The organism is Bremerella sp. TYQ1 (assembly GCF_020150455.1).
Taxonomy (GTDB): Bacteria; Planctomycetota; Planctomycetia; order Pirellulales; family Pirellulaceae; genus Bremerella; species Bremerella volcania_A.
This window is the reverse complement of the sequence record NZ_CP083740.1, coordinates 1,388,280-1,408,632: the sequence shown is the minus strand read 5'-3', so window position 1 is coordinate 1,408,632 and position 20,353 is coordinate 1,388,280. Positions and strand designations below refer to the sequence as shown.

At 50.8% G+C, this 20,353-nt stretch carries 14 protein-coding genes; all 14 read right to left on the bottom strand.

Annotation, left to right across the window (positions count from 1 at the left end; genetic code table 11):
• Window positions 1–64: 64 nt before the first annotated feature.
• Window positions 65–1,147, bottom strand: a complete 1,083-nt coding sequence (locus LA756_RS05020) for a LacI family DNA-binding transcriptional regulator (RefSeq protein ID WP_224438782.1) — start codon at window positions 1,145–1,147, stop codon at window positions 65–67.
• A gap of 75 nt (window positions 1,148–1,222) precedes the next feature.
• Window positions 1,223–3,091, bottom strand: coding sequence for a hypothetical protein (locus tag LA756_RS05015; protein WP_224438781.1), 1,869 nt, complete (start codon window positions 3,089–3,091; stop codon window positions 1,223–1,225).
• Window positions 3,075–4,262, bottom strand: coding sequence for an AGE family epimerase/isomerase (locus LA756_RS05010; protein WP_224438780.1), 1,188 nt, complete (start codon window positions 4,260–4,262; stop codon window positions 3,075–3,077). Before LA756_RS05010 ends, LA756_RS05015 begins: the two co-directional genes overlap by 17 nt.
• On the bottom strand, window positions 4,259–6,112 hold the full coding sequence (locus LA756_RS05005) for a hypothetical protein (RefSeq protein ID WP_224438779.1): 1,854 nt from the start codon (window positions 6,110–6,112) through the stop codon (window positions 4,259–4,261). Before LA756_RS05005 ends, LA756_RS05010 begins: the two co-directional genes overlap by 4 nt.
• 919 nt (window positions 6,113–7,031) lie before the next feature.
• Entirely contained in the window at window positions 7,032–7,439 is a 408-nt protein-coding gene (locus tag LA756_RS05000; RefSeq protein ID WP_224438778.1) for a hypothetical protein, read from the bottom strand.
• A gap of 32 nt (window positions 7,440–7,471) precedes the next feature.
• Window positions 7,472–8,431 carry a DUF1559 domain-containing protein gene (locus LA756_RS04995; RefSeq protein ID WP_224438777.1) on the bottom strand — a complete coding sequence of 320 codons (960 nt, stop codon included), beginning with the start codon at window positions 8,429–8,431 and terminating at the stop codon, window positions 7,472–7,474.
• Window positions 8,432–8,792: 361 nt separating this feature from the next.
• Window positions 8,793–9,647 (bottom strand): sulfite exporter TauE/SafE family protein, encoded by an 855-nt coding sequence (locus LA756_RS04990; RefSeq protein ID WP_224438776.1) that lies wholly within the window; start codon window positions 9,645–9,647, stop codon window positions 8,793–8,795.
• Entirely contained in the window at window positions 9,644–11,500 is a 1,857-nt protein-coding gene (locus LA756_RS04985) for a cation-translocating P-type ATPase (protein WP_224438775.1), read from the bottom strand. The genes LA756_RS04990 and LA756_RS04985 overlap by 4 nt, the downstream gene beginning before the upstream one ends.
• 71 nt (window positions 11,501–11,571) lie before the next feature.
• Window positions 11,572–12,501: a protease modulator HflK gene (hflK, locus tag LA756_RS04980; protein ID WP_224438774.1), complete on the bottom strand. Its 930-nt coding sequence runs from the start codon at window positions 12,499–12,501 to the stop codon at window positions 11,572–11,574.
• 152 nt (window positions 12,502–12,653) lie between these two features.
• Window positions 12,654–13,544 carry a protease modulator HflC gene (gene hflC, locus LA756_RS04975; protein ID WP_261362089.1) on the bottom strand — a complete coding sequence of 297 codons (891 nt, stop codon included), beginning with the start codon at window positions 13,542–13,544 and terminating at the stop codon, window positions 12,654–12,656.
• A gap of 159 nt (window positions 13,545–13,703) precedes the next feature.
• Window positions 13,704–15,503 (bottom strand): protease modulator HflK, encoded by a 1,800-nt coding sequence (gene hflK / locus LA756_RS04970; protein WP_224438772.1) that lies wholly within the window; start codon window positions 15,501–15,503, stop codon window positions 13,704–13,706.
• Window positions 15,500–17,074, bottom strand: a complete 1,575-nt coding sequence (locus tag LA756_RS04965; protein WP_224438771.1) for a permease — start codon at window positions 17,072–17,074, stop codon at window positions 15,500–15,502. Before LA756_RS04965 ends, hflK (LA756_RS04970) begins: the two co-directional genes overlap by 4 nt.
• A gap of 2 nt (window positions 17,075–17,076) precedes the next feature.
• Window positions 17,077–18,057 (bottom strand): MoxR family ATPase, encoded by a 981-nt coding sequence (locus LA756_RS04960; RefSeq protein WP_224438770.1) that lies wholly within the window; start codon window positions 18,055–18,057, stop codon window positions 17,077–17,079.
• Window positions 18,054–20,327, bottom strand: coding sequence for a transglutaminase family protein (locus LA756_RS04955; RefSeq protein ID WP_224438769.1), 2,274 nt, complete (start codon window positions 20,325–20,327; stop codon window positions 18,054–18,056). Before LA756_RS04955 ends, LA756_RS04960 begins: the two co-directional genes overlap by 4 nt.
• Window positions 20,328–20,353: the final 26 nt, after the last annotated feature.

Here is a 20,353-nt window from a genome sequence, read left to right as displayed (position 1 = left end):
ACTAATCGGTTGATAATGTCCTCGAGAATATCGCGGGGTGAGGACGTAGGACTAGAACGCAATACTAAGCAGATTCACGGACAATCAGGCGCGGCTTAATCAGAACTTGGCGATTATCTTCCGCAAGTTGCTCTCCATTAATCATTCTCTCAAGCATCGAGACCATTTCTGTCGCAGCTGTTCTATGGTTTAGGTCGATCGTCGTCAGAGGCGGATCGGTGAAATCGGCCAGGTAGTGATTTAAGTAGCCGACAATCGCAACGTCATCTGGCACTCGGATGCCACGAAAACGCAATCGCTTGATCAGCGTTGAAGCCCAGTAATCATCGTGAGCGATTATGGCGTCCGCACGTTCGCCAATCACAACTTGATCGATCAATGCGTCGATCACGGCCTCAGGAAAATCCCATTTCAATGTTTCCACATCGTGCGTGGCATGGGCTTCCTTATGCTTTGGTGAGGCATAAAACAGGAGATCGGAAGTAAATTTTCGACCGCTATGTTTCAGAGCTTCTTTAAAGCCTCGTAATCGATCCTTTTCACTCTTCTTTGACTTTGCGGTGAGAGCTAAACCAATTCTTTCTCTGCCTTGCTCAATGAGATAGTCAGTAGCTTGACGTGCCGCATCCGCTCGGTCCACCGTAACGAAAAAGGCATCGGGAATCCCTGGATCTTCGTAAAAAACGGTACAAGGATGCTGCTTTAAAAGAGCTGTTCGATCGCCTGGCAGCCAGCTATGAACCGCACACAAGACGCCGTCGACGCCACTGTTGGTAAACAGTTGTACGTTCTTGTCGAAACGGTCGGGGGCAATGACCGTATTCCCGATCAGTGTACGGTTTCCATGTGCAACAGCTTCCTCATCCAGATGCTGAATAAGGAATGACCGCAAGGGGTCACCAGCCGATGCCACCAACAATCCGAATGTGTGCGATCTCTTGCCAACCAGTTGGCGAGCTGCGAGGTTGGGCTGGTATCCCATTTCCTGCGCGATCCGTTTGATCTCTTTGGCCTTTTCTTCTCCGACGGTAACACGATTGCCGCCTGTTCCCAGCAGGACGGCCGATACTGCCCGGCGGGACACCCCGACTTTTTCGGCGATATCCACCAAGCGGACGCGTTTCGGACGGTCGAATTCAACAGCCATGTCGTTTGTTCAAATGAGTACCGAGAAAAGAAACAGCAGCCCTCGTCTCTGCTTTCCCAAAATTATGCTACCAGTTTAAGCATTTTCAACGAACTGGGGTTCCACGCCTTCGGAGGTCGAAGTTAACGGCGGATTACTTTTCGATTCAAGTGAACGTTGAGACGGAATTAGCTTGCGGAATCCGAAGTAGAACAGGGTGCCGGAAATTAGCATCACCGTTGCCGAGATTCCCGATCCACTCCAACGTCCCAAATAAGCCAGTGAAAGTGTCAAAATCCCGGTCGCAACCATGATCGTACCAAACGGCGCCACGGCAAAACCAATGGCAATGCGGCCTTTGGGAGGAAGCGGTTCGCCTGCGGCTTCTGCGACGGGTCTCCATAGGCCGTATGGACGAGCTCGTCGGTAAAAGTCAACCAAGTGCGACATTGGCTCTGGTGGAGTTAGCCAAGCAACGGTTACCCATGCGACGAGCGTCATCCCCATCGATACGAAGATTACCATGTAATCGTTGTGAGGACCGAAATCGAGTAGATTTGGAAATTCAAACCACGGATTGGGAAACACAAATAGCTTATTGAGCAAAAAGATCACTGGTCCACCAAGCGACGCTGTTAGCCGAGCCCAGCCATTAAATCGCCACCACCACCATTGGGCCCAGTTCGCGGTCAGTTCTGCTGATGACAATCCTAGCATGAAGATCGAGATCTGAATGACATTGGTCGCGGCGATCGCTACCAGAATCCCCAACATCAATATGCCGGCGGAAAACAGTTTTCCCATCAGCAGGTAATGTTGAAGTGGGGCTTTCTTTACGAGCGATCGTTGATAAACGTCGTTGACAAGGACTTGGGCACCGAAGTTCATATTGGAACTAACGGTACTCATAATCGAGGCCAAGACGGCACTTAAAGCGAGCCCGAGCAGCCCTGGCGGTAGATATCTTGCCATCAGCATTCCGTACGCGAGTTCCTTTTGCTCGGCCGTTCTTACCTCGGGCCAATGCACCATGGCCGCCAACGCTGGTAACGTGAGCGTGGCCAGTAGTAAAAAGAGTATGACCGCGGTCCAAACGTACATTTTGGCCGCTTCTCGTTCATTGCGACATGACAGAATGCGTTGTCCTTCCATGGCACCAGCCATCGGAGCTGCATCGCCTCCATAGCCAATCGCAGTTCCCATGGTCCATGCGGCGATCGCAATCAAGCCAAGAACTTCATGCCCTATCGGTGGAAACACACTTGCTGCTTCGGGGCCTGCGGACTGCTCCAGCGCAGCATACAGCTGCGTTGGTCCGCCAAAGTCAACGAGCACGATAATCATGAGCAGAATAGAGCTACCGATGATAATCAGCGTCTGAAAGAAATCAGAAGTCACGACGCCGACATACCCGGATGCCAGCACATAGAACAGGATTACCGGAATGACGACGGCAAGTGTCGTAAACATCGACCACTCGAGCAGCGGCGACGAAATTTTGTGTAACCCCAGAAGACCTGCCCCTGTCCAGGCTGGTAGCGCGATCAATGCACTTCGCAAAGCCACCCAGCTTCGCATCGTTAATGCGGGCGATCCACTAAAACGGAGTTCGTAAAACTCGGGCGACGTCCGCAGATTTAGTCTGCGCCAGAGTCCTGCAAACAAAAGTGCTGCGATCATGAGGGCCAACCCAAACCGCGCAAAATAGAACCAGCAAATGAAAGCCCCCGTTACTACGGTCATGCCGCAGTAAGCGGGAGCAACGTCCGCGTTCATGCATGTCGCGGCGTATGAGAAACCATTCAGCCAGCCAGGTAATTTCCGACCTGCTAAAAAGTAGCCTTCCAGATCGTCTCCACTTTGCTTGCGGAGCAGAAAGCCAAGAAAAAGTAAGCCACCGAAATAAAGCCCCAGCACACTCCAGTCGAGCCAGCTAAGCTGTGTCGAATCAAACAGGCTGGGCATGAATTACTTCCTCAAGCAGTTGCCAGCAATAGTATTGCATCCGCGGTAAATGAAATGGTCCTTTCCACTGGTTACCTTTTATCGTGCTCGATAGCGTTCCGTCACGATGCAAATATCCGAACCATTCTCCGAACTCGGGATCGGCAAAATGTTGATAAGACCAACTATTGATCTTCTGATGCCAATCCCAGTAACGCTCTTCTCCTGTCAAGCTCCAAGCGAGAAGAGTCGCGATAATCGCCTCGGCATGCGGCCACCAGAATTTCATGTCATGCCAATATTCGGCACATGGTAACCCATGACAATCGCGGAAGTAATACAAGCCTCCATACTGCTTGTCCCACCCCAACTCAAGGGACCAATCAAGGATCTGTTTTCCCAAGGTGATCAGGTCAGGCAAATCTCTCTGACGAGCCTCTTCCATCAGAAACCAGGCAAGCTCGGTCGAGTGACCAGGGTTAATTAGTCGGCCATCGAACGTATCGATCACCTCACCATTAACCCCAACATTCTCCAAGACACAGGCGAGATCCTGTTTGACGAAGTCGCTTCGAATTTCATCGATACACTGGTCAATGACCTCTGTGCATTCAGGCAACCCTGTGGCTTTACGAATTTCTTGAGCGACGCCAATAAGAATCATCGGGCTGGCCAACGATTTCATGGGTCGTACGTCCAAGTTAACCTTGGGCTCAAGTAATGAGTCGGGACCTAAATGGCGACGGATTTTCTTAAAGAGTTCGATTGCCAACTGACAATGCTCTTCGCTGTGAGCCGAACGTCCGTACGCCGCATATGCCATCGCCGCAAAGCATTCGGAGAAAACATATCGGCGCTTTCGCAGTGGTTGTCCATCGTGGGTTACGAGAAAGAAATACCTTCCATCTTGACCGATGCAATGACGCTGCAAAAAGTCTATGCCATACTTGGCCTGCTTGAGCCAGTACTCACGTGGCTCAACTGTATCGGCAATGGTTGAGAGCATCCACGCGAATCGCCCTTGAAACCAGACCGATTTGTCGGTTTCAAGTCTTCTGCCGTCGCGATCGAAGGATGTGAAGTATCCTCCATGTTGTTCATCAATGCTGCGGTTAAGCCAAAAAGGCAGAGTATCATTGAGCAAGTCATCACGAAACCGCGACATGGCGGCTCGAATTTCTTCTAAGGTCATTTGACCTCCTTGCCGCCGAGAGCGTTCAGATTGACAGCGATTTCATCCACGAATAACCAAGCCGCATGGCCTGCTGCTTGTTTACCGTCGGGGATGATCCCACGGCCATCGATGGCTATCCGCAGGTATCTCGCAGACACCGAATCGCCTGTAATGGTAAACCAGTCTTGCACTTGGACAGCGTCATCTTGGGTTTCCCATTTAGCCTTATGCCATTCGGTGAATGTATTGCCGTGCTGAGAAACCGATACACTCGCATTCACAGGAAAGTAGATTCCCACAGGTTGATTTTGAAGGGCATGGACGGCGACCTCACGCAGAGAAACATCTCGGCCAAGGTCAATCGTAGCAATCAATGCCTCGCCTTCGATTCCAGTCCACTGGACATCCTGGTATGAAGTACTTCCGAGCAAGCCATCCGTCAGGGAATCAGTTCCAAAGAAGGAATAGTTTTCTGCAGGGGGCGTTTGCCATTCCAGCTTGGCGTATCGTGCGTCGTGCGGCAGTGGTTCTTGCTTCATCGAGGCGATGTCTTCACCTGGAAGCATTACTGGACGTTGTTTCTGATAGTCGCCAGAGAGGTCAACGTTTTGGATTGATTCCCATAGCGAGGTCTTTTGAATTCGAAGGCCCAGAACGGTGACAATCCAGCCCTGAGTCCAGCCTGATTCGATCGACCAGGCTCCCCAGCCAGCGTCGCCGTTCGACCCCCAATATTCCCAGCGATCAAAGTCAAAGGCCCGCATCCAAGCCCCATCGAGCTCTGGGTGAATCTGACTGGTAGTTTGAATGCGACACAAAAACTTGGCCAGTCGGTCTTCTGCATCTTGATAAAATGGGTCGCCTGTCGCGGCAGCAGCTTCGTGAAGTCCCAGGAAAGCAAAATTCGTGGTGTAAAGAAGGTCTGCTACCGGCTCTCCATTCTCATGGATTAAAGGTGCCTCATGAGCCCCGAACGATTCGTTATTCCGGTGAGGAGGGTAACCACCGTGGTCAAGTTCGCCAAGCTCTTCGCGAATCGCTCCTGATTGATCCTGACAAGCAATTACATCTTCAGCCATAAGACGCAACCATTGTCGATGTTCGGGCGTATCTTCCACACGAACCAGCCAAGCTAACGGAAGCAACATGCGAGCGCGCTCTTGTTGAAGGCCGTTGGTCCATCGCCAATGGTCAGGGTATTTTGACATCATTACTCGGATGCCTGTTTTGGCGCGTTGTAAAAGAAGCTCGTCTCCCGTCTGCTGATAGGCTGCTAAGTAGCATGCCCAGATATAGGATTGAAAGTGTGGAGCTAATCGCACTGTCGAGGACTTGAAAAAATACTTCCAACCATGGTTGCTCAAGTCGCTCTGAGTAATATTCCCTGGCTTGAAACCATAAGGGCCAGACGTCCTGAGATTGGAAATAATAGCCCTCGATACATACGGACTCCAACGATGGTCATCCGTAGTCGACTCGGTGGACAACGTCGCCAAAATCACCCGAGCGATGTCATCGCCGTAGTTAGATCGCATCCATGCTGCGTTGGTCACACCCCATGCAATCATGCCATAAGATGGATGATCAGGAACGCCTCGGTCTCCATGAACTGCTCCAGAGCGTTCGTAGAGATATTCCTGCAGATTCTTAGCAATCGAAGCCATCTTGTCATCACTTAAAATTTCACCAGCAATGCCCAACGCCATTGCGGATTCGCTGATGCAATCACTGCGTAAGATCACACGAACTTTTTGGCTGCCATTTGGCAAAATTCCAGAATCGAAACCCTCCAGCATCCCGAGACTACCGTCTCCGACTTGATCATCATACGGACGGTGATTGGTAACTTCTGACTTGGCTGCGGCCAAGCGTGTTACCTCCTCCGTTTTCGGGTTGAGTAGCAAACCTGATTTTAAATACCACTGAGCACCACGTCGAAATGCCTGAAGCTCCGCATCGGCAGGAAGTTCTGCATGCTTTGCGAACGAAGGGCGAACCGTGGAGGTCCATGTTAGCTGAACGACTTTCTCGTCAGGCATCAGCTTTGCAAGCAATGCTTGCCAAACTTTTTGCCATTCACCAGCAGGGGCATATCGCGCTGTAATAAATGCGCTCATCTTACTCGATGCAACGAACAGCTCGGGACGTTCGTCCGTTGCTGGTAAATGCACTAACAGAGGAGACGCCGATTCCGGAATCCCATAAACTGCTTTTTCAAACCCTGCCACTCGAGCAAGAACCATCAAGGGATTCTCTGCTTCCATGGGAACGAATCGGCAACGGTTCATTGACAGAATGCATAACTCTTGCAGATTCGAGCCCATTTCAGAGGAGGCGACGACCACACGTTCCCATCGGCTATCTTTAGGAGATCCAATCGAAACGCCTGGTAGGTAGCCCGGAAACTCGATGTAAACCCTGACATCTTTTTCAGCGGCTTGCCGGAAGAAGTCTTCAGGTAATTCAGTCGTAGACTTTGGATAGCCATCTGCCAAAACGGCGATCGCACCCTTCGTTTTCACTGTGGCGATTGCCGCTTGCCAAGATTGGCCAGCTTGAAAACGAACACCTTGCTGCTGAAGGGCCTGGCATAAATCGGAGTCTGAAGAGCCGACGACATATAATGGTATTTTTTCTTCTGCGGACAATGAATCGAGCGATGCCACAGAGAAAAAGATTAGGCAGGTAGTAAAAAAGCAAAGACGATGCATGGGCACAGAATCTCCAAGCCCTGAAATAGGCCAGGGCTAGATTAAATTTATAGAGGGATATCGGAGAGACCAACGATTACTTGGAATCGACGTTAAAGTCCAAGTCATTCTCGCCTGGAGTTAACTCCGCCTCTAATCCACTTGTTGCTGGCTGGGTCAAATGGCGTGGCAGTTTGACGTTGGTCCGCTTAGAAGCATCTTCATGAGGTGCCGGGGGTGGTGGAGGCTGCAAAGCAACCGTGTACTTCCCTACCGGCATAGGAGTCGAAATTGCGAAAATACCATTCTCGACGATGGCGCTGCCACCGGTACCGCTGACGCTATCCTCGAACAGGATAATACCAGAGGATAGTGGGCTTCCATCCAAGGTGACCAGTCCTCGGACTTTCGCGCCCTCACTCGATTCTGAACAACCTGAAAGTAAAACGGCGATTGCGAGAAATACAGTACTCGAAGCAATACGGAACAAGGGAGACTTCATCATTGGGACTCCTGGTTTAAAGGTCCACTATTGATTTAGAAAGAAACCGTTTGGCCATCGTCGCTCGCACTGAGACGACGTAAGACTTCCATATCAATTGTCTCGGGCACAAAGCGTGTCGAGCCATCTCCCAAAGCCCCTAGGACTCCGCCTGGGTGGAAGGAATTGAGCATGGTGTTGTTTTCGTACGGTTGACTACTGGAAGAAGCCGTGGCTGTGTCGTAGTTAATTTGCCACCGAACCGTGGTCAGCCCTGTGTAGTAATAGTTCTCTGACGTACCAGAGATTCCGGAGACTGGGTGACTTTCTGGTTGGCCAGACCATCCACCCCCGTAGTTTGCCGCAAGGACCGTATCGTCAACCATTCCGGATTGCTCTGAGACCATTAGGCTGTTGGATGTCCCATCGGTTGCATCACGAAATCGTGTAATCTGACCAGGACGTAACAGCCCCGTTCCCGCAGCATAACCACGTTGTGTTTGCTTGACGACATTTGTTCGACCACCTGGGTCAGGGTATGCGCCCGCGATGCCTACGTATTGGTGCATAAGACTACCCTGATTTCCATTCAATGCAGATGGAGCAGCGACCTTAGGATCCACAGGGCTCGAAGGACAGATGTAAGCTTCAATGACCAGGTTATTCAGCACCTCATTGCCAGAAAACGGCTCGTTGAAGCTCCCTGTTTCAAAATTGAGCTGGTCATAGACGTTCTTCTGCTCCAGAAAGGCAAGAATCGAAGTGCGCCAATTGACGCCTGATAAATTCGGATAGCTCACCGTGCCTGCTCGGGACCCGTAAGGAAATGAACCGAATGTGTCATGATAGTTGTGAAGGGCGAGTCCCAATTGCTTGAAATTGTTCGAGCACTGCATCCGACGAGCTGCCTCTCGTGCTTGTTGAACGGCTGGCAATAGGAGCGCAATGAGGACACCAATAATCGCGATCACCACCAGGAGTTCAACCAGAGTGAAAGCTGCGCGACTGTTTTTCATAACAGTGAACCTGAAAAATTAAGTGCAGAGTGTTGAATAACGGGTGGGAAAAAGCATTCTAGGGCACAAGGCATCCCACGTGGGATATTCCGAGTATATTCTTATTTCAGGCTGCGTCAATGTATTTTTCTATTTCTTACCTTCCCACTGTCGTCGCTGGCGACACGTTAGCCTGCCGATCAAAACCATAGAAACCAAACGGTCAGCTGTATTCCAGCGATTTATGTATAGAAAGGCTCGCTTCGGCAGAAAGGACGATGGGGCGAACCGATAGAACTTAGATCGTTCTGCGAGCCACTCCGCTGAAGAGCGTTGCTAGGCAAGTACAGAGCCTTTACAAGGGATCGCCGATGTCATTCGGCTAGGCATTCCCTGTCAGGCGGACGATGTAAAAAAGTCCGATGGCAAGAATTGCAAAAGCTCGAATATGACCCCAAGGAAGGCTTCTCGCTCGACTAGAGAAGTTAGTTATTCGTTCCCCGAATAGCTGTAGGCAAATTCCGACGCCAGATAGTGACGTGGCGATGCCTGCGGCGAATAACGCGATAATTCCGTAAGCAACCCACGGTTGGCCGGTGGAAAGTCCCGTAAAGTATGCCACCAGCGCGGAAGGACACGGAAGCAGGCCAACCGCGATTCCGAGAAGTGCTGTTGTAGAGTAACTGCTCGCAGGAGTGGATTTACTCGAAGAGTTGCTTTGAGAGCCATCGTCGGACGCAGGTGAAATACTTACCAATGGTTCATGTCCGCAGCACGAGTCATGACCGTGGCTGTGCTCATGATCACCGTGGTGATGGTGGCAGCAACTCGCCTTCTTTCCAGAAACGGCCTGCCATAACATCCAGCAACCGACGCAAAGTACCAGGCCTGCACTTATCCATTGCAACAATTCAGAAACAAAGTGCTCGTGGTGATGGTCATGGGCTACGACGTGATGCGTAAGATGGACGACAAACGCAATAGCGAATAGAGAACAGGAGTGTGACACGGCTGTGCTTAGTCCCATAACGATTGGATGCCACAGACTTTTTTTTCCGCCCGACAAATAGACAAGCATGGCCGTCTTGCCATGGCCAGGTTCAAGAGCATGAATGGCCCCTAGAAGAAACGCAAACCCGAGGGTGAGTTCGTGGGCATGATTATGCATCGAATGATCCTGGTTACGGGGAAATATGAGACGAGAGAGAGACGTGAAATTGAGTTTCAGATCGGTCAAGATTGAATCGTGGGTTGCCATTTCCATCGCAGAATGGCAGCACTATTAATAATGACAAAGGCCTCACCAATGTTTTGCAATGTGGCTCCAGCGATTGGTGTAATCGCACCAGCAGAAGCCATCCCAAGCATCAGGAGGGTCAAGCCGGCCCCGATCAATACGTTTCGGTGAATTGTCGATTTAGTCTTAGCAGCGAGCACCATAGCCATTGGAATTCGATCGAGTTGATCCGTCATCAAAACGATATCTGCACTTCTCATCGTGATGTCAGCGCCGCCAACACCCATGGCAACACCCACGTTGCCTGCCGCAAGTGCTGGGGCATCGTTGATTCCATCGCCAACCACCATGACGTTGTACCCTGCTTGTTTCTCAAGTTCGACGACGAGAAGCTTTTCCGATGGCAAAACCTCGGAAACTACCTCATCAACACCTACCTCTTGGCCAATATGTTGGGCAACAGCAGATCGGTCACCCGTCAGTAGAACCGCGCGTTCTACGCTGAGACTACGAAGCTGCTGAATCACGCTTGAGGAATCCGACCGAGCATGATCAGATAGGCAGATGCACCCGAGCGTACGTTTGCAGTCTCCCTGGATCTCAGCAACCCAAACCATCGGTCCGGCATGGTCTACAAACTCTCGTGAGATTCCTTCGTTTTCAAGCCAACTTTCACGACCTAATAGAACAATACGTTGGTCCGGATAATGGAGTTTGATTCCAAGACCTGGAACTTCTTCAACCTCATCCGCCTCCGTAGGACTTAGCTGTTGTTGCTTGGCATAACGAGCTATTGCTTTGGAGACAGGATGTTGATTGACCGTAACCCCCGCAAGAATCGCCCGAAGAACTTCTTCTTCGGTGCATTCGACAGAAACGACGCGTCGGACATCTAATTGACCGGTCGTTACGGTGCCCGTTTTATCGAAAACGACGCTATTCACTTCGCTCAACGCTTCCAGGAAACGTGCGTTCTTTACCAGGATTCCATGTCGTGAGGCGACGGCTAACGATGCAACCATCGCGGCAGGACCTGCAATAAGAAACGGTCCGGGGCATCCAACAACTAGTACGGTGATTGCACGCGTCACGTCGTGTGTAAGAAACAAAGTTATTCCGGCAATCATTAAGACAGCGAGAACAAAATACTTCGCATACTGTTCTACCAGTCGAAGAACGCGCGTTTTCGATCGTTCGGCTTCTTGGAATAAGTCCAATACTTTTGCAAGCGTTGTGTCATCACCCGCAGAAGTAACTCGAGCTTTGATTACACCATTCAAGTTCATCGATCCAGCAAAGATCTGTGAACCGGGACTAACTTCCTCTGGAGTAGATTCACCAGTGATCGAGGACTGATCAATTGCCGCATGCCCATGCACAACGACGGCGTCCGCTGGAATGCTCTCGCCTGGTGCAACGACAATGACATCGTCAATGATGAGTTCCGAAGCTATGACTGATTGTTCCGAGCCGTCCTCCGAAATTCGTCGAGCCAAATTCGACTGTAATGCTTGAAGCCCGGCGATGGCGGAGTTGGCACCAAGAATGCTTCTTTCTTCGAGGAAGAAAGCGACGCTCAAAATCACCGGAACGATTACTGCCGTGGCGAAATCTCCAACCGCGAAGGCAGCTAGCGCGGCGATACTGACAAGCTGCGCGCTGTAGTACTCAGATGACTCTCGGAACAATCCGTATAAGGCTTCCCACAGGATTGGGGCAATAACTAACAGTGCAGCGATGGCTTGAAACGATGCACCTAACGATAACTGCTCAGCTGGCATCGTACGTTCGATTAGAACACCAACTACAAAAAGCGAAGCAGCAATCAACGCGGTGCTAAACCGGATGCTCATTCGCCATTTTTCGTAGGTCGAAAGTCCAGCGTCGAGATCCGTTTGGATTCTCTTAGCGACTGAAACCGAGCTCATGAGCCTTGCTCCTTTGTCGGGACGACGCTGGAAGTGTTTGCCTGGGGTGAAGAGTTCCGCGGCGAAATTACGATGCGGGTGCCTGGGGCAACAAACTTGAGCTTTCCAACCGATTGCATAACTTGTTCGATTGATTCCAGATATAGACGCGACCAGACGATTTCGGGATTGGCCTGATACTGAGCGTAGACTTTATCGAACAACGTTACTTCTTCATCAGCTTTAGTGGTTATATCCGTTTGAAATCGTGTTGCTTCGTTGACCAGCGTGTAACGATCCGCTTCGGCTTTAGGGATAGTTCGGGCAGCAAACCCCTCAGCCTCACGCTTTTTGGTCTCGATATGGATTTGCTCACTTTGAACATTTTCAAATGCTTCAGCAAGTTGCGGTGTTGGGATGATCTCCCGAAATTCGACCGCGCTGATATCGATACCAAGTTCCAAGAGATCGAGCCTTGCCTGTAGCTTTTCACGAACGACAATCGGTAGTCGCTCTACCGACTCCTGCGCTCCGCCTCTTTGCAATCGAAGAGTATCCATTGCATTCCATCCGGCAATCGATTGAACAATGGTCGCCGCCGCCGCTTCTTTCAGAACACGCTCTGGATTATCTGCCTCAAAGTGAAATGCGATGGGATCAGAAATCCGGTACTTAACCCGAACGTTTGTCTGCAAGATATGCTGGTCGCCACACAGTACGTATCCGTCGTTGATTGGATCGAGGTTTGAGCTGTCGTTGCTAGTAGGGCTCAGTTGCAGTCGGTCGATTGCGACTTCCCGTTCTTCCTTGATTGGAACTCGAATGACTTTGTCGATCGGGAACGGTAAAGCCCACAAGATGCCAGGCTGATGAACTTGTTCAGCAGGGGTTGATCCAACAAGTTTGCCGAGTCGAGTTACCAAGGCGACTTCATTGGGTTGCACCATGGTAAAGCCGGAGCACCAAAATAAGATCACAAGAATCAGGGCAAGTAGACCAATAATCCTCATCCCTGCCCCGACGCCGGCACCGATCTGTTCTGATCGCTTGGAGCGATTTTGCTTTGGAGGGGGCGGAGGCGGAAATGTTCTTTGCTGACTCATCGCTGGGCCCCTCCAATTTCATTCGGATCGTCCCGCAGGCGTTGGGCGGAACGATTATCGGATGCCGTAGGCAGGGAAGATGGGCCGGTATTCTGAGGAGTCGAAGGAGGATTGGTCAGTAGATCCATGAATCCTTCGTTGGTTCGCAGGATGACTGTCGACTCGCTACCAAGGCTGCGTTTTAAAGCCTCCAGGGAACGCCAATAGCGGTAAAATTCAGGATCTCTTAGGTGTGCCTGAGCGTAGATTTCCGATACCTTTTGTTCGGCATCCGCGCGAATTTGTCCTGCTTCAAGTCGACCGTCTCGCAAGATTTCCTCGCTCCGCACAACGGCATCGTCACGAATCGCATTGGCATCTTTTTCTCCGATAGCGCGAAGCTGTTTGGCGGCTGCTTCGCGTTCAGCTTTCATTTGTGCCAATACCGCCGAAACGTTGGATGATTCATAGGCGATTCGATTGATCCCTATTTGACGAATTTGAATACCAAATTTCTCCAGCGCGTCTTGCTGTACATCTGCGAGTAGCTGCTGTTCGATTCGTTCTGTCTGCAGTTGGGCTGGGTCGGTTGAAACTAATGCGAAAAGATCGTATCCACCCATTCGTGTGTTTTTAGCAGCCGTTACCATGCCATCGATCTTTGCCGACACGGCCTCAACGGTTCCGGCCGATTGCAGGAACAGCAGCGGATCGGAGACTTCCCAAACCACAAATGTCGACAATACTACGTTGCGACGGTCGTGGGTCAATGTCGCGGTATAGGGAGTATTGAAGACATGCTGGCGTAAGTCGACGATGCGAGCATCTTCTATCGGCCAGGGGAATTTGAAATAGGCACCTGGCTCGACTAACTGCCTTGTTGGCTTTCCAAAGCGAGTGACAACCACTGCAGTTCCTTCGGAAACTTGGACGTAGCATGGGTATACCACTAATAACGTGAATACGGAGATACCCAAGCCAATTCGAACTAGTTTCGTCCAGAGCGGCTGCGACGGTTGCTGGTGGTTTTCGATTGCGTTTTCCATAAGTAATGTGCAGCAGTCGGGCTATTCGGGTTGTGTCGCGATAGGAGGAATGACGGTTGGAGTTAGCGTTGCATTGGGCTCGGTGACGAGGACATCTTCAAGTTCAGAGTCAATGACGTAAACTTGCCGTCCCGGGAGAGCTTTTTCGTAGGTATCGAACCAAAGACGCGTGCGGTAAGTGTCTGGGGCAGCACGATATGCTTTGCTCGCTTCTGCAAAGTGAGACGCTTCTTGACCAGCGAGGCCTATTCTGATTGCAGCATCTTTTTGAGCGGCTGCAATCAACGCGGCAGATTCCATTTCCGCGGATAACAGCTTAGCTTTGGCATTTCCTTGAGCTTCGATGACGAGTCTTTGAGCATCACTTTCCGCATTGCTAACGTCCAGATAAGCTTCGGCTGCTTCGACAGGAGGATGCAAACTCAAAAGGCTTACGTCGACGATCTCGATGCCAAGTTGCATTTCTTTAGAGCGTTCGGAGACTTTGGACGCAATTCGTTGCGCAAATGCTTGGCGATTTTCTGTAAGGACTTGGTCAAGTGTGGCATTTTCTGTTTCTTCTCGAAGTACTTGGTAAGCTATGGCTTCAAGTGCCTGTGTTGGATCGGCGTACCGAACCAGGTAATTGGTCAGTTGCTCCACCCCTTGGCCTACTTGAAAGTAGATCTGAGCATTGATGGCGACTAGCTCCGATTGCGTACCAAGTACTAGCGCGAACTCGTTCGCGTGGGGCTCCGTCCATAGCATGGAGCGCGCCGTATCCGAAACGACCGCCTTTTCGTCAACCGGTTGAGAGAAGCCTATCTGAAGTGTACGCACTTCGCCTACGGAAACTCGACGTACGTTGCCCAATGGCCATGGGTACTTCATATGCAGACCCGGCGGTAACGGTTCTGGCTGAATTCGGCCAAAGACTTCTGAAAGCGCTAACTGGTCGGGCTGGACGATGACAAAGCAAGTCGACAGCCAAAACAGCAATGTAGAAAGGAGAATTGCAACAGGAGTCGCTCGACGAAAAAAGCGGATAGACCATGAGGAACGGAGGCTCAACCCAAATCGCTTTTCTGCAATTTGAAATAGCGAGTCGAGTGGATTGAGCGATGAGAAAAGAAGTTCACGCGACAACGAGTCGAGTGGATTAGGAATATCTTCTGCGAAAGAATCTCGCATTCGTTCCAACTGGAACCATGCGATAAGAATTCGCAACAGACTCTCACCGATCACCAACGCCAAATAAATGTGAATCGCGAGCGCGAGCCATTGTGGTGCGCTAGAGAAAACAGAAGAGGCGAGTTGAGCGATCGCTGCGAGAAACCAAGTGATTCGACTTTCGTGAAGCGTCAGTTGGATTGCCTGGAAATCAGTTGTAGAAACGGATTCCATTCCCTGCGTCATTTTCCCCAATGCGGTCCATAAGCTTGCGGCTAAGACTGCGAGAATTGCAGACGTGGCAATTTCTTGGGGTGATAATGGGCGAGCCACTTCAACACGGCCGATGAGAAGTGACATTACTACGCCGATGAGTAGCACAACACATGGCCCAGCGAGGAAAATGAAATGCAGCGACCAGGTTTCTATATTGGGTCGCTCTGCGGATGAAGTAATCGCTTTCAATTCGATTGATCGTTTCGTTGACCAAAGTAAAACGACGGTCAAAAGCAGTTGAAGTCCTAATCCGCGAAACAGTGACGATTCGCTGTAGAATGCGTAACCAAACGTCAGCGCTGCACAAACAGCAACGATCCACAATAACTGGCCAAGCCAAGCCTTGGCTTCCGAAGGTGATGAAGCGTTGGAGTGTGGGGTAGTGGACTCGCTCATGCGTTGTCTCCTAAGCAAGCAACGCGACAAGTCTGCAATTGATCGATCAATTCGGCTCCTCGTTGTCTAACCTCAGATTCACTCAATTCGGCTCCCGCAATTTGCTTTCGTGTTTTCCAAAGCAACTCGCGAAGTGCTCGGATCTCAGTTGTCTGCTGATTATTTGGAACTCCTAGTCGAATTATCCAGCCGACAGGAAGCCTCGCGGCAACGGTGTCCCATTCGCCGAGTTTTTGCTGGGCAACCATCGATTTGTTGGTTTTCACAGCGATAACCGCATCGGCTGAAATTTTTTGCATCTGTGCGAATGATTCGTCAACACTTGGAAAGAGAGAGTAGGTCAGCATGATCATTCCGAGGGCGATCATTCCTACAAATGCGAACCCAATCTGCCCGGGAGTAAGTTCCACATTCCATCGACTAGTTTCTTCCGTAGTTTTTTGTGCCGGTGCGATATCTTCCTGGTAACGAAGAGCTCGTAAACGGACGATGACTCCCCACAGACTCAACAGAATCAGGAAGACGGTACCTGCCTGCATGATGACATCGGTGTGGTTGAGTTGTTGCGACAAAGCCACAGAAAATTGGCTAAACGTGGCGTGGTAAGGGCGAGCCAGCGTATCGAGACCGTGCGTCTCTTCTTGATCACCTGCCGCGGGAGGAAATGCCGAGAAGGCGGCATAACTTACTGACGTTGCGAAAATGAGGGTTACCAATAACAAGCCAACCGTGCGTTGGGTTCCCCAAACGGAACGCATGGCCAGAAATGTACCTCCGCACCATGCGACACCAAGAAGTTGAAGCACTAAAGCGCAAGCAAAGGAAAGTCGCGTATTAAAGATCGCCGAGACCGCCATGGTGAACGTAATCGGTGTCACCATTTGTGGTCCCGTCAGGGCAACGGTTTCTAGGGGGCCTAACTTGTTTTGAAAGGAGAAAACGCGTTCAAATTCTCCTGATGGAATCATTCCAACAATGAGTCCAGAGATAACGATCCCTGCGGCAATGTAAACGACGGACCAACTCGTCACGATGCGTCCTGCGGCAACTGCCGTATTCCAAAGCCTAGTCGTTCCGTTGGCGACTTTAGGCACGGATTCGTACTCGCCACTGTCTCGATCGTCCGAGAATCGGCTGGCAACTTCTGCGATAACTAAGGCAAACAGGAAACCGATGATCAGGAAGGCACCGCACTGCCAGATTGGTAGCACGCTAACGGCATAGAGGAGTGACAGTGGATTCAGCAGCGGAGCAATCAACCAAAGAACAGCCAAATCACGTCGAGGCATGCCACTATCAGAAAGCTCTTTGGCGACGGGAATGACGCCCAATGCACACAACGGAACGCAAAGGCAAATTGCTAAGATTCGGAAAGTTCGTTCGATGCTTCCTTCCGGTCCGAGCCACGGCCGCAAAGCTGAGTAGCCACCGGCGACACGGATCGCTGCAGCGCAGAGAACGCCGATCAGGATCGTGGCCGATGTTTCCACCAGAAGACGGACGATCGTTATTAACTGTGTAACGATCGCTTCTTCCAGGGAAAATGCGTGCAGCAAATTGGCAAAGTTCATGTTCAGTCTCGAGTGACAGGAACAGGGACGGTTTGAAGCATTTCGTCAATAAGTTCCGATGCGTCGTCGAACTCTCCGGCCAAGCGGACGTTCAATACAGGAAAAGCCATCTCTTGAATATCATCGGGGGTGACAAAATCGCGACCGTTCAGGTGAGCCCAGGCCTGGGAAACACGCTGCAGCGTGAGAAGGCCACGCGGACTGACGCCAAGTGTGACTTCCGAACGTTCACGAGTGAATTCGGCTAACTCAACCATGTATCGCAACAGGTTTGTTTCTACGTGAACTTGGGAGACATGGTTTTGAAGCTTTTGAAGTTCTCGCGGTGTAAGGATGGTTTCGATTTCAGATCGGCTGTTGTCATCGCGTCCGATACTTGAGGCCAGCATTTCAATTTCGTTTTCTTTCCCTGGATACCCAATGCTGAGCCTCATCGCGAAACGGTCGAGTTGCGCTTCTGGTAACGGATACGCACCATGGCTGTCGACCGGGTTTTGTGTCGCAATGACGAAGAAGGACTCCGACAAACGATGGCAATGCTTGTCGATCGTGACTTGGCGTTCTGCCATCGCTTCAAATAGAGATGACTGAGTTCTAGGGGTAGCGCGGTTGATTTCGTCAGCCAATAACACGTCGGAAAAGACTGGGCCAGGAACGAACTCGAACTCGCGCGTTTTCTGGTTGAACATGTTAAAGCCGGTAACGTCGCTCGGCATTAAGTCAGGGGTACATTGCACGCGGGCAAAGTCGCCTCCTATTGCAGTCGAGAGTGCTTTCGCGAGTGTCGTTTTTCCCAGACCTGGAAGATCTTCCAGCAAGATATGACCGCGGGCGAGAACGCAGGCGATGACCTTTTCTACGACATCTTGCTTGCCTTTCAGGGTTTGATTCAATGTCTTGCGAATGCCGTCGATTACCGGCTGAAATTCGCACTTCCCTTCCGGTGCAAGAACTTGCAGGTCAGTTTCGGTCGCACTATTCACGATAACTCCTTGGAGGAATACTCGGAGGTCTTAGATGATTGGGAACGTAGGAAGGCGGTAAAGGCGTCGTCACACAAACGATTAATTTCTATGGGCGAAATGGGACAAGGGATTTTGGCCGAATAAAGGGCCCAATTGATTGCCGTACCGAAGTCTTTGGAAACAGACGGGCTACTCGAAGAGTGGCATCTTTCCTGCACCCACTTGGCAACCGTTTGTCCATTGCGACGTTTGCGACCCTGAATCGTTGATCGCCATTGCATCAAATTGGCGGTTTGAAGAATGCGATTGCGTTCTCCTCCGAAGCGAGCAAATCGATGGAGCAAATAAAATACGATGTCTGCTAGTCCGGAAAAAAAGATATAAGCCAGGAACAACAGCGACGCAGAGATGGCAAGAGGCATCCAGTTTCGTATCGTCCATCGGAAAACGGAAAGACAAACAGCTTGAGCTTGTTGCCAAAGCGTAAGTTTCGGCGCAAGTAACTCGTACCCAGGCGTCGATTCAATGGGATGCCAAACTTGACCATCCCAAGACATTTCCACCCAGAAATGCACATCTTCTTTAAAGACAGGCGTCTGCCAGGTACCTGCATCGAAATGTTGAGGATCCGCGTAAAAGCCACTCACGACGCGTGTTGTAAATCCCAACTCACGGAGCAACAGCGATGTTGCGGTGGCAAACAGATAGTCTGGTCCCTCTTTCGTTTCAAAAAGAAACGCCTCGACAGGGAATTCGGTATCTTGATCGAATGAGCCTTGGGTCGTATGCGTAAAGTTCAGTTTTAAGTGATCACGAATCGCTGCAATCTGTTCCCAGCCAGGCTTCCGTCCCGCCGTCCACTTCAAGGCGAGTTCACGAATCTTAGGAAGCGACACTTCCTGTTCCGGGTAGGAAATACTTTTTTCCAACTTGCTTGTTGCTTCTTCGCTCTGAAGTGTCGTATCACTTACGAGCAACGACTGCACACGCATGACGGTCAGTTGAGGAATAAACTCGACCGTAATTCGAGGATGTCCGTCTGCCGCTAAGCCAAACATGTCTTCGCGGTCGACATCTTTGATCTGAAAGCGGGCCAAGCGCGGTGGTGAAGGAATTCGATCGGTTTTCAAATTAATGAACTTGAGCAGGTGCTCTTCCGTCGAATGAATTTGCGACTCGGGGAGTGGGCAAGATACGTTGTACCAGGGAATACCGTCCTCTTTGATTAGGCGGATGTCTGGAACATCGTGGCTGTCGGCGGCTTGCAGATTGATTCCGTCGAATTGGTCGTAAATCGTTGTTCGCAGGTGAAGTGGAACACGGCCTTTAACGTAAAATAGAGCCGGTGACTTTTTGTCGTCTAACGATTTCTGTCGACGAGCTTCGTTCTTTCGTAGCAGACTGAAGTCGTTGCCCTTCGATTTGCTCGTCGCGACGCGCGAGTGACGATGTTCTAGTTCGGATGGAGGAAGCGTAACGGCTTTTTGAAGAGTCTTCTTCTTCACGACTGGTGCGTCGTAAGTATCATCAAAGACATCAAATAGGCTCGGCATCTTTGATTCGAGGAAGACTTCACTTTCCGTCGGGCCAAAGCTCATAGCATCTTTGGTGCCTTGCACAAGGTCATCGCCGTCGCCGACTCCACCTTGCGATCGACTATCGGAGACGCGATTTCCTCCGGAACTGGGCATGAACCCAGCCAATGCTCGCGTTGCATGATCTGTGCCGGCAATGCCGATGGCTGTGGCCGCTAATAGGATGGAAAGCACAAATGCCAGACCGACTGCCCCGCGAGGAATCTCTGTAGTGGTTCCCTCGGGGAATCGGCCTGAAATGCGGTCCCAATAAGACGTCACTAGCCAGCCGACTCCGAGAACGGCATAGATGATTCCACAAATTGTCACCGACCAATAGACGCTCATAAAGATACTGAACGCCATCAATGCCAGGCTCGAAAGCGTGGCTACATTCGTAATTCGTTTGTCTGATCGAAACGGCAGGCAAGCGATCATTACGTTTCGCAGGGCATAAGAAAATTGCCCTTCAAGCAATTGCCCTGCTCTGGGAAGTGTCTGGTAGTAGACTTGTTCCAGTAGTAAGTGCCCTGCCGCGACGGCCAGCAGCAAGCCGATGACGCGGTAATCTCGAAGGGGTTGCGATGGTTTTAAGCAGTGGGCAACCATCCATGCGATCGCTCCCACAGCAATGACCTCGATCCATTGCCACCAATAGCCAAGTTCACCATGGCTGAGTGCGATTTGAACAGCAAATGCTGCCACCAAGGCCATCGCAAGATGGATTCTTTGTGTAAATT

Bases quoted from the DNA above. Each gene is read 5' to 3' on its own strand.
- LA756_RS05020 (WP_224438782.1), bottom strand. From the start codon at position 1,147: ATGGCTGTTGAATTCGACCGTCCGAAACGCGTCCGCTTGGTGGATATC.
- LA756_RS05015 (WP_224438781.1), bottom strand. From the start codon at position 3,091: ATGCCCAGCCTGTTTGATTCGACACAGCTTAGCTGGCTCGACTGGAGT.
- LA756_RS05010 (WP_224438780.1), bottom strand. From the start codon at position 4,262: ATGACCTTAGAAGAAATTCGAGCCGCCATGTCGCGGTTTCGTGATGAC.
- LA756_RS05000 (WP_224438778.1), bottom strand. From the start codon at position 7,439: ATGATGAAGTCTCCCTTGTTCCGTATTGCTTCGAGTACTGTATTTCTC.
- LA756_RS04995 (WP_224438777.1), bottom strand. From the start codon at position 8,431: ATGAAAAACAGTCGCGCAGCTTTCACTCTGGTTGAACTCCTGGTGGTG.
- LA756_RS04985 (WP_224438775.1), bottom strand. From the start codon at position 11,500: ATGAGCATCCGGTTTAGCACCGCGTTGATTGCTGCTTCGCTTTTTGTA.
- hflK (WP_224438774.1), bottom strand. From the start codon at position 12,501: ATGGTGCAACCCAATGAAGTCGCCTTGGTAACTCGACTCGGCAAACTT.
- hflK (WP_224438772.1), bottom strand. From the start codon at position 15,503: ATGAGCGAGTCCACTACCCCACACTCCAACGCTTCATCACCTTCGGAA.
- LA756_RS04965 (WP_224438771.1), bottom strand. From the start codon at position 17,074: ATGAACTTTGCCAATTTGCTGCACGCATTTTCCCTGGAAGAAGCGATC.
- LA756_RS04955 (WP_224438769.1), bottom strand. From the start codon at position 20,327: ATGGCCTTGGTGGCAGCATTTGCTGTTCAAATCGCACTCAGCCATGGT.